Here is a 9,028-nt window from a genome sequence, read left to right on the forward strand (position 1 = left end):
GACGGAGTAACAGGCAGGTGCACTTCTAGGGTATTACGTCATGGAGGCTTCGCGATGACCGAAACGGCGGCCGGGACCGACTGGCAGGCCTGGCAGCTCAGCTGGGACCGGCAGCAGGAGTGGTACATGCCCGACCGCGAGGAGCGGTTCCGGGTCATGCTCGACATGGTGGAGGCCGTCGTCGGGCCCGAGCCGCGGGTCCTGGACCTCGCGTGCGGTACGGGAAGTATTACGGACCGGCTGCTCAAGAGGTTCCCGGCGGCGACCAGCACCGGCGTCGACCTCGACCCCGCGCTGCTCGCCATCGCCCGGGGCACCTTCGCGGGCGACGACCGCGTGACCTTCGTGCGGGCCGACCTCAAGGACGCCGGCTGGACCGCGCGGCTGCCCCACGACTCGTACGACGCCGTGCTCACCGCGACCGCCCTGCACTGGCTGCACAGCGAACCGCTCGCGGCGCTCTACGGGCAGCTGGCCGCCGTGGTGCGCGACGGCGGGGTGTTCATGAACGCCGACCACATGATCGACCCCGCCACCCCGCGCATCAACGCCGCCGAGCGCGCCCACCGGCACGCCGCGATGGAGCGCGCCAAGGAGGGCGGCGCGGTGGACTGGGCCGCCTGGTGGGAGCTGGCGGCGCGCGACCCGGAGCTCGCCGGGCCCACCGCCGAGCGCTTCGAGATCTACGGCGAGCACGCGGACGGCGACACCCCGTCCGCCGAGTGGCACGCGCGCACCCTGCGCGCGGCCGGGTTCGCCGAGGCCCGCGCGGTGTGGTCCTCGCCCAGCGACAGCCTGGTCCTCGCCCTGAAGTGAGGAACGCGTGAGGGGCGTTGCGGACTCTCCGTCCGCAACGCCCCTCACGCGCACAGCTGTTACAGCACCTTCGACAGGAACGACTTGGTGCGGTCGTGCCGGGGGTTGGTCAGCACGTCGCGCGGGTGGCCCGACTCGACCACCACGCCGCCGTCCATGAACACCAGGGAGTCGCCCACCTCGCGGGCGAAGCCCATCTCGTGCGTGACCACCACCATCGTCATGCCCGACTCGGCCAGGTCCCGCATCACGTCCAGGACGTCGCCCACCAGCTCCGGGTCGAGCGCCGAGGTCGGCTCGTCGAAGAGCATCAGCTTGGGCTCCATCGCCAGCGCCCGGGCGATCGCCACCCGCTGCTGCTGGCCGCCGGAGAGCTGCGAGGGGTAGGTCTCCGCCTTGTCGGCCAGGCCCACCCGGTCCAGCAGGCGCAGCGCCCGCTCGCGGGCGGTCGCCCTGGACTCCCCGCGCACCTGCACCGGCGCCTCCATGACGTTCTGCACGGCCGTCATGTGCGGGAACAGGTTGAAGCGCTGGAACACCATGCCGATGTCACGGCGCTTGAGGGCGACCTCGCTGTCCTTCAGCTCGTACAGCTTGGCGCCCTTCTGGCGGTAGCCGACCAGCTCGCCGTCCACGTACAGCCGGCCCGCGTTCACCTTCTCCAGGTGGTTGATGCAGCGCAGGAACGTCGACTTGCCGGAGCCGGACGGGCCGATGAGGCAGAACACCTCGCCGGACTGGACCTCCAGGTCGATGCCCTTGAGGACCTCGAGGCTGCCGTAGGACTTGTGGACGCCCTCGGCCTTCACCATGGCGGTCATCCGGCCACTCCCTTCGGGCGGCGCACCGAGAACACGCCGCTCCTGATCTTCTGGAGCGCGGTCGGCGGCAGGCTGCGGCTCGACCCCTTGGCGTAGTGCCGCTCCAGGTAGTACTGGCCGACGCTGAGCACCGAGGTCATCAGCAGGTACCAGGCGGCGGCCAGGAAGTACATCTCCACCGGGGCGCCGGAGGTCTGGCCGATGTTCTGGGCCTGCCGGAACAGCTCGGTGAACTGCACGGCCGCCACCAGCGAGGTCGTCTTGAGCATGTTGATGACCTCGTTGCCCGTCGGCGGCACGATCACCCGCATCGCCTGCGGGATCACGATCCGGCGCAGGGTCTTGGCGTGGCTCATGCCCAGGGCGTGCGAGGCCTCGGTCTGGCCCTCGTCGACCGCGAGCAGGCCGGCGCGGCAGATCTCCGCCATGTACGCCGCCTCGTTGAGGCCGAGTCCGAGCAGCGCCGTGAGGAACGGCGTCATGAAGTCGGACCACTCGTCCCGGTAGAAGCCCAGGTTGACGTACTGGAAGACCAGGCCGAGGTTGAACCAGACGAACAGCTGGACCAGGACCGGGGTGCCCCGGAAGAACCAGATGTAGAACCAGGCGATCGAGGAGGTCACCGGGTTCTTCGAGAGCCGCATGACGGCCAGCAGGATGCCGCCGCCGATGCCGATCGCCATCGACAGGACGGTGAGGACCATCGTCTGCACGACGCCGTCGGTGATGCGCTCGTCGAAGAAGTAGTCCGGGACGGCGCCCCAGTTGATCTTGCCCTGGGAGAACGCGTAGACGAGCGCGGCCAGCAGGCCGATCGCCACGACCGCGGCGACGTAGCGGCCGTAGTGCCGGACCGGGACGGCCTTGATGGCCTCCGCCCCGGCTCCCGGGGACGGCGGAGTGTCCTCGGGGCCCGTCTTCTTGATGTCGGTAGTCACGTGGTGCCTTTCAGTGCCGAAGTGCCGACCGGTGCCGGACCGCGGTCAGGAACCGCCGTTGATCTTCGCCTCGGTCACCGCGCCGGCGTCCACGCCCCACTTCGCGATGATCTTCTTGTACTCGCCGTTCTTGACGATGGCGTCCAGCGCGGCCTTCAGGGCGTCGCGCAGCTGGTCGTTGCCCTTGGCCACGGCGATGCCGTACGGGGCCGCCTCGACCTGCTCGCCGACGAGCTGGAAGTCGTTGCCGCCGCCCGAGGTCTTCACCGCGTAGGCCGCGACCGGGAAGTCCGAGGAGCCCGCGTCGGCGCCGCCGGCCCGCAGCCGGGTCTGGGCCTCCAGGTCGTTGTCGAAGGACTCCAGGGCGATCTTGCCCTTGCCGCCGGTCTCGCACTTCTTGGACTCGGCCTTGGCCAGGTCCTCGGAGACCGTGCCGCGCTGCACGACGAGCTTCTTGCCGCACAGGTCGGCCCAGGTCTTGATGCCCTTGTCGTCGCCCTTCTTGGTGTAGATGGAGACGCCCGCGGTGAAGTAGTCGATGAAGTCGACGCCCTCGCCGACCTTCTTCTTGGTCTCCGAGTCGACGCCGTTCTGACGGTCCTTGGTGTCCGTCATGGCCGACATCGCCAGGTCGTAGCGCTTGGCGCGCAGACCCGTGATCAGGGTGTCGAAGGTGCCGTTCTCGAACTCGAACTTCACGCCCAGCTGCTTGCCCAGCGCGTCGGCGACGTCCGGGTCGATGCCGACCGTCTTGCCGGAGCCGTCCTTGAACTCCACCGGCGGGTAGGCGATGTCGGAGCCGACCTTGATGACGCCCTTGTCCCGGATCGCCTGGGGGAGCTTGTCGGCGAGCGGCGCGGCGGAGGTGCCGCCGCCCTTGCCCTTGTCGCCGCTCTCGGTCTGGTCGCCACAGGCGGTCAGCAGCAGGGAGCCGGCGACCGCGATCGCGGCGACCGCGGCTATCCGGGAGGTCCGGGCGGTCGTACAGCGAGGGGTGGTGCCTGCGGTCATGGTCGGGGTCCTCCGGCTTGTGAGGGAGTTGCCAGCGGTCGGAGCACGCACCTTCGGGTGTCGCGACCTCGTGTGATGACGGCATCTTGCCATTCGGACGGGCGCAATCAGGGGGCCGCTCATGTCAAAATCGGATAACGGGTCACACACGGACCCCAACAGGCCGGTCGATCAAGGCCGGACCTTCTGCGGGGCGGACGACGGTCCACCGGAAATCCTCCGGCGCATCTCGCCATACGGACGGCGTAGTCGCCGCGAAACACCCGTCGGGCCGACTTGTCCAGACATCGCGCCATGATTCATGTCACCGGTGCGCGATCCGTACCCGATCCGCCTCCCCGTACCACGTCTCCAGGTGTCGTGGGCCATACGGACTCGTCCTCGGTGCCGTCCGTCGGGTAAGAAGGATCCTTACACCCCTCATCCGGGGCTCAGGGCGCGTTGTGCGGCGCGCCCGAGCGGCTGCCCGACCAGGCGGCCGCGGTGCCCGCCCACCCCTCCTCAACCAGGAGTGGCCACCCTCAACTGATGAAGACTTAAGGGGTCAAACGAAAATGGCAGCGGAGATCGTCAATCCTCGCAGCGACAGCGGTGCGGAGGGCGCCTCCTCGACTCCCGAGGAGCCCTTCGATCCGGCCTTCGCGCTGCACCGGGGCGGCAAGATGGCCATCCAGGCCACGGTGCCCGTGCGCGACCGGGACGACCTGTCCCTCGCGTACACGCCCGGTGTCGCCAAGGTGTGCACCGCCATCGCCGAGCACCCGGAGCTCGTCCACGACTACACCTGGAAGTCGCAGGTCGTCGCGGTCGTGACGGACGGCACGGCCGTGCTCGGACTCGGGGACATCGGCCCGGAGGCGTCGCTTCCGGTGATGGAGGGGAAGGCAATCCTCTTCAAGCAGTTCGGTGGTGTGGACGCGGTGCCGATCGCGCTCGCCACCACCGACGCGGACGAGATCGTGGAGACCGTCGTCCGCCTCGCCCCGTCGTTCGGCGGGGTCAACCTGGAGGACATCTCGGCGCCCCGGTGCTTCGAGATCGAGCGCAAGCTCCAGGAGCGCCTGGACATCCCGGTCTTCCACGACGACCAGCACGGCACGGCCGTGGTCACCCTGGCCGCCCTGCGCAACGCGGCCCGGCTGACCGGCCGCACCCTGGGCGACCTGCGCGCCGTGATCTCGGGCGCGGGCGCGGCGGGCGTGGCCATCGCCAAGTTCCTGCTGGAGGCCGGTCTCGGCGACGTGGCGGTCACCGACCGCAAGGGCATCGTCAGCCGTGACCGCCAGGACCTCACCGAGGTCAAGCGCGAGCTGGCCGAACTCACCAACAAGGCGGGCCTGACCGGCCCCCTGGAGACCGCGCTGGCGGGCGCGGACGTGTTCATCGGGGTCTCCGGCGGCACCGTGCCGGAGGAGGCCGTGGCGACCATGGCGCCGGGCGCCTTCGTCTTCGCCATGGCCAACCCGAACCCGGAGGTCCACCCGGACGTCGCGCACAAGTACGCGGCGGTCGTGGCGACGGGCCGGTCGGACTACCCCAACCAGATCAACAACGTGCTGGCCTTCCCGGGGATCTTCGCCGGTGCCCTCCAGGTCCGGGCCTCCCGGATCACCGAGGGCATGAAGATCGCCGCGGCCGACGCGCTGGCGGACGTGGTGGGCGACAAGCTCGCCGCCGACTACGTCATCCCGTCCCCGTTCGACGAGCGCGTCGCCCCGGCCGTCACCGCGGCCGTCGCGGCGGCGGCCCGCGCCGAGGGCGTGGCGCGCCGCTGATCCCGGTGCGCTAGCGGTACGCAGACGACAGGGGCCCGGTCCGCAACCCGGGCCCCTTTCGCGTGCCCGGACCGACCCGCCGGACCGACCCGCCTGAGCGACCCGCCGGAGTCGCCTCCCGGGCCGCCCGCCGGGCCGCTCATCCGACGGTCCGCGCGCTCGGGTGTCCGGCGCGTCACACCCGCGCCCGGTTCCCCCGGCGGCCCCGGATCCCTACGCTCAAGGTCATGTTCGCCGCCTACGCCGCCCGAATCGACCGCGACCAGCCGCTGAACGGCCTCGAACTGGGCGAACGCCCGGCGCCCGGGGCGAGGGACGGCTGGAGCACGGTGACCGTCAGGGCCGCCTCCCTCAACCACCACGACCTGTGGTCCCTGCGCGGGGTCGGCCTCGCCGAGGACAAGCTGCCGATGATCCTGGGCTGCGACGCCGCCGGGATCGACGCCGACGGCAACGAGGTCGTCCTGCACTCCGTCATCGGCCAGAGCGGGCACGGGGTCGGCCCCTGCGAGCCCCGCTCCATCCTCACCGAGCGCTACCAGGGCACCTTCGCCGAGCAGGTCGCCGTGCCCACCTGGAACGTACTGCCCAAGCCGGCCGGGCTGAGCTTCGCCGAGGCCGCCTGCCTGCCGACCGCCTGGCTCACCGCGTACCGCATGCTCTTCACCAACGCCGGGGTGCGCCCCGGCGACTCGGTGCTGGTCCAGGGCGCGGGCGGCGGCGTGGCCACCGCCGCGATCGTCCTGGCCAAGGCGGCCGGCCTGCGGGTCTTCGCCACCAGCCGCGACGAGGCCAAGCGGAAGCGGGCCGTGGAGCTGGGCGCCACCGAGGCGTACGAGTCCGGAGCCCGGCTGCCGCAGCGGGTGGACGCGGTCATCGAGACCGTCGGCGCGGCCACCTGGTCGCACTCGGTGAAGTCGCTGCGCCCCGGCGGCACCCTGGTGATCTCCGGCGCCACCAGCGGCGACCGGCCCTCGCACGCCGAGCTGACCCGGATCTTCTTCCTGGAGCTGAAGGTGGTCGGCTCGACCATGGGCACCAAGGACGAGCTGGAGGACCTGCTGTCCTTCTGCGAGGCGACCGGGGTGCGTCCGGTGATCGACGAGGTGCTGCCGCTGGACCGGGCCAGGGAGGGCTTCGAGAAGATGGCGGCCGGTGACCTGTTCGGCAAGGTCGTCCTGACGACGGACTGACCAGGGACTGGCCACGGACCGGCCACGGACGGCCGAGGCCCGTCCCCGCGGCGGTCTTGATGACGCGTCAGTAACCCTGATGGGATCTCCGGCACCGCGACCGCACCCGCGGCCGCCCCCGTGCCGGAGGTCCCTTCCATGCGAACACCCCTCGCCACCACAGCCGTTGTCGCGCTGCTCGCCTCGTCCCTGCTGACCGCGCCCACCGCCCGGGCGGCCACCCCGGGCGACGGCATCCCCGAACTCACCGACGCGCACGGGCGGGTGCTCACCCTGCGCGGCTGGAACGTCGAGGACAAGGCGAACCGGGGCGCCAACGCCCTGTCCGCGATCACCGAGAAGCACTTCCGCGACATGAGCGCCCGGGGCTTCAACTTCGCCCGCCTGCTGGTCTTCTGGGACGACCTGGAGCCGTCCAGGGGGCACTACAGCCAGGCCTACCTGCGCAAGGTGGAGCGGATCCTGGACTGGGCCGAGCGCTACCACGTGAAGGTCCTGCTCGACGCCCACCAGGACGTCTTCGGGCCCGCGTTCGGCCACCGGGGCGTGCCCGCGTGGGCCACCCGCACCGACGGGCTGCCCTTCACCCCGCACCCCGACGACTGGTTCGCCGAGTACTTCGAGCCCGCCGTGCAGCGGGCCTTCACCCACCTGTACGAGGACGCGGACCTGCGCAGGTCCCAGGCCGCGATGTGGCGGCTGCTCGCCGGCCGCTTCGGCGGCCACCCGGCGGTGCTCGGCTACGACCTGGTCAACGAGCCGATGGGGGAGCTGCGCGAGGGCGAGGACCTGCCGACGGCGGCCCGGCGCATCGAGCGCGAGCAGCTGACTCCGATGTACAACCGCCTCGCGGGGGCGGTGCGTTCGCGCGACCGGGACGGCTGGCTCTTCGTGGAGCCGACGCCGATCGTCGGCGAGGGGGTGCCCACCGGCCTCGGCCGGATCGAGGACCGCAGGGTGGTGTACGCGCCGCACTTCTACGACACGGCGATGGAGGCGGGCGCGGACTACGACCCGGCGGCGGGCTGGATCGAGGCGTACGAGCGCGCGGTCACCGCCTACCCCAAGGAGTACAAGGTCCCGGTGGTGGTGGGGGAGTGGGGCCCGCTGAACAACTCCCTGCCGAACATGGGCCGCTTCTACCGCGACGCGCTGGCCTCCCTGGACCGCTACTCCTCCGGCTGGGCGGGGTACGTGTGGTGCTACGGCGGCGGGTACTGCGCGGTGGACGCCGCCGGGAGGTTCCGTACGAACAAGGAGGCCACGGCCGCCCCGTACGCGGCGGCCGTGGCGGGGGCCGTCCGCGCCGAGACCCGCGACCCGGACGCCGGCCGCTACCGGCTCTCCTACGCCGCGGCGCGCCGGGGCCCGGCCGTCTCGGAGCTCTCGCTGCCCCCGCACCCGCGCGGCTGGCGGGTGTCCGTGACGGGCGCCGCGCGGGCGAGCGCGCGGACCGTGGCGCCGGGGCGGGCGGCGGTGGTGCGGATCGCGGCGGCTCCGGGCGCGGCGGTGACGGTGACGGCGGAGCCGGGCCGCTGACGCATGTCAACCATGGTTGACAGCCGCCCTCTGTCAACCTACATTGACATCATGACCGAAGCGACCGATCTCGCCGAGCGGGCGGGCGACCGCGACCCCCGGATCGGGCTGCGTGCCGTCGCCGCGCTGCGGCGGCTCCTCGAGCAGCTCGAAGCCGTCCAGGTCAGAAGCGCCCGCAACCAGGGCTGGTCCTGGCAGGAGATCGCGGCCGAGCTGGGCGTCAGCCGGCAGGCCGTGCACAAGAAGTACGGGAGGCAGTGATGTTCGAACGGTTCACCGAGGACGCCAGGACCGTCGTGACCGGCGCCGTCGGCCACGCGGAACGCACCGGCGCGGAGCACGTCACCGACGAGCACCTGCTGCTCGCCCTCCTCGACCTGGACGCCGGGCGGGCCGCCGCCGCGCTGGGCGCCCTGGGCGTCGCGGGGCGCCGGGCCGAGGTCGACGAGGCCTTCGCCGGGGTGCGCCGCCGCGGCGGGATGAGCCGCGCGGACGCCGAGGCGCTCGCCGGCATCGGCATCGACGTGGACGCCGTGGTCGGCCGGATCGAGGAGGCGCACGGCGAGGGCGCCCTGGCCGGCCCCCCGGACCGGGGCCGCCGCTTCGGCCGCCGCCCCTTCACCCGGGAGGCCAAGAAGGTCCTTGAGGGCTCGCTGCGGGTGGCGCTGGGCCGCAAGGACCGCTCGATCGGCAGCGAGCACCTGCTGCTGGCCCTGGTCTCCCGGCCCGGCGCGGTCGCCGACGTCCTGGGCGACTTCGGCGTCACCTACGCCACGGCCGAGCGCGCCCTGTTCGGCAGCGCGGCGGCCTGAGGCGGTACGCGTACGGGAGGGGGGGGGGGGGCGCCGGCCGGGCCGCGGGCCCCCCCCCCCCCACGCACAGACACCCCCCCCCCCGCGGCCCCGCCCCCGGCGGGGGGCGCGCGCCCCCCGCCC

Annotated in this window: 9 protein-coding genes; 6 read left to right on the top strand and 3 right to left on the bottom strand. The window is 72.1% G+C overall.

All coding sequences use genetic code 11. The features are described from left to right. The first annotated feature begins 54 nt into the window (after positions 1-54). Complete coding sequence (locus ABT160_RS07310) at positions 55-816, top strand: class I SAM-dependent methyltransferase (protein ID WP_351644670.1); 762 nt, start codon at positions 55-57, stop codon at positions 814-816. A gap of 59 nt (positions 817-875) precedes the next feature. Here the strand turns inward: ABT160_RS07310 and ABT160_RS07315 are convergent, their stop codons facing one another. Genes ABT160_RS07315 through ABT160_RS07325 form a run of 3 tightly spaced genes read right to left on the bottom strand, consistent with a single transcriptional unit; the run spans position 876 to position 3,586 of the window. Continuing rightward, a complete protein-coding gene (locus ABT160_RS07315; protein ID WP_351644672.1) occupies positions 876-1,637 on the bottom strand; it encodes an amino acid ABC transporter ATP-binding protein in 762 nt (253 codons plus the stop codon). Continuing rightward, positions 1,634-2,575 (bottom strand): amino acid ABC transporter permease, encoded by a 942-nt coding sequence (locus ABT160_RS07320; RefSeq protein ID WP_351644674.1) that lies wholly within the window; start codon positions 2,573-2,575, stop codon positions 1,634-1,636. Before ABT160_RS07320 ends, ABT160_RS07315 begins: the two co-directional genes overlap by 4 nt. Positions 2,576-2,620: 45 nt before the next feature. Beyond that, a complete protein-coding gene (locus ABT160_RS07325) occupies positions 2,621-3,586 on the bottom strand; it encodes an ABC transporter substrate-binding protein (RefSeq protein ID WP_351644676.1) in 966 nt (321 codons plus the stop codon). Positions 3,587-4,140: 554 nt separating this feature from the next. Between ABT160_RS07325 and ABT160_RS07330 the strand changes: the two genes are divergently transcribed. The 5 genes from ABT160_RS07330 (at position 4,141) to ABT160_RS07350 (ending at position 8,905) form a co-directional block, all read left to right on the top strand. Beyond that, positions 4,141-5,361: an NAD(P)-dependent malic enzyme gene (locus tag ABT160_RS07330; RefSeq protein WP_351644678.1), complete on the top strand. Its 1,221-nt coding sequence runs from the start codon at positions 4,141-4,143 to the stop codon at positions 5,359-5,361. 227 nt (positions 5,362-5,588) lie between these two features. Then, positions 5,589-6,554, top strand: a complete 966-nt coding sequence (locus ABT160_RS07335) for a zinc-binding dehydrogenase (protein WP_351644680.1) — start codon at positions 5,589-5,591, stop codon at positions 6,552-6,554. Between the two features lie 138 nt (positions 6,555-6,692). After that, on the top strand, positions 6,693-8,093 hold the full coding sequence (locus tag ABT160_RS07340) for a glycoside hydrolase family 5 protein (RefSeq protein ID WP_351644681.1): 1,401 nt from the start codon (positions 6,693-6,695) through the stop codon (positions 8,091-8,093). A gap of 51 nt (positions 8,094-8,144) precedes the next feature. Next, positions 8,145-8,354 carry a helix-turn-helix domain-containing protein gene (locus tag ABT160_RS07345; RefSeq protein WP_040248424.1) on the top strand — a complete coding sequence of 70 codons (210 nt, stop codon included), beginning with the start codon at positions 8,145-8,147 and terminating at the stop codon, positions 8,352-8,354. After that, positions 8,354-8,905, top strand: coding sequence for a Clp protease N-terminal domain-containing protein (locus ABT160_RS07350; protein WP_351644684.1), 552 nt, complete (start codon positions 8,354-8,356; stop codon positions 8,903-8,905). Before ABT160_RS07345 ends, ABT160_RS07350 begins: the two co-directional genes overlap by 1 nt. The last annotated feature ends 123 nt before the right edge of the window (positions 8,906-9,028 follow it).

The sequence above is a fragment of the Streptomyces sp. NPDC001941 genome, assembly GCF_040296945.1.
In the GTDB taxonomy this organism is placed as follows: Bacteria; Actinomycetota; Actinomycetes; order Streptomycetales; family Streptomycetaceae; genus Streptomyces.

Coding starts and splice junctions, on each gene's coding strand:
- ABT160_RS07310 (WP_351644670.1), top strand. CDS start 55: ATGACCGAAACGGCGGCCGGGACCGACTGGCAGGCCTGGCAGCTCAGC.
- ABT160_RS07315 (WP_351644672.1), bottom strand. CDS start 1,637: ATGACCGCCATGGTGAAGGCCGAGGGCGTCCACAAGTCCTACGGCAGC.
- ABT160_RS07325 (WP_351644676.1), bottom strand. CDS start 3,586: ATGACCGCAGGCACCACCCCTCGCTGTACGACCGCCCGGACCTCCCGG.
- ABT160_RS07330 (WP_351644678.1), top strand. CDS start 4,141: ATGGCAGCGGAGATCGTCAATCCTCGCAGCGACAGCGGTGCGGAGGGC.
- ABT160_RS07335 (WP_351644680.1), top strand. CDS start 5,589: ATGTTCGCCGCCTACGCCGCCCGAATCGACCGCGACCAGCCGCTGAAC.
- ABT160_RS07340 (WP_351644681.1), top strand. CDS start 6,693: ATGCGAACACCCCTCGCCACCACAGCCGTTGTCGCGCTGCTCGCCTCG.
- ABT160_RS07345 (WP_040248424.1), top strand. CDS start 8,145: ATGACCGAAGCGACCGATCTCGCCGAGCGGGCGGGCGACCGCGACCCC.
- ABT160_RS07350 (WP_351644684.1), top strand. CDS start 8,354: ATGTTCGAACGGTTCACCGAGGACGCCAGGACCGTCGTGACCGGCGCC.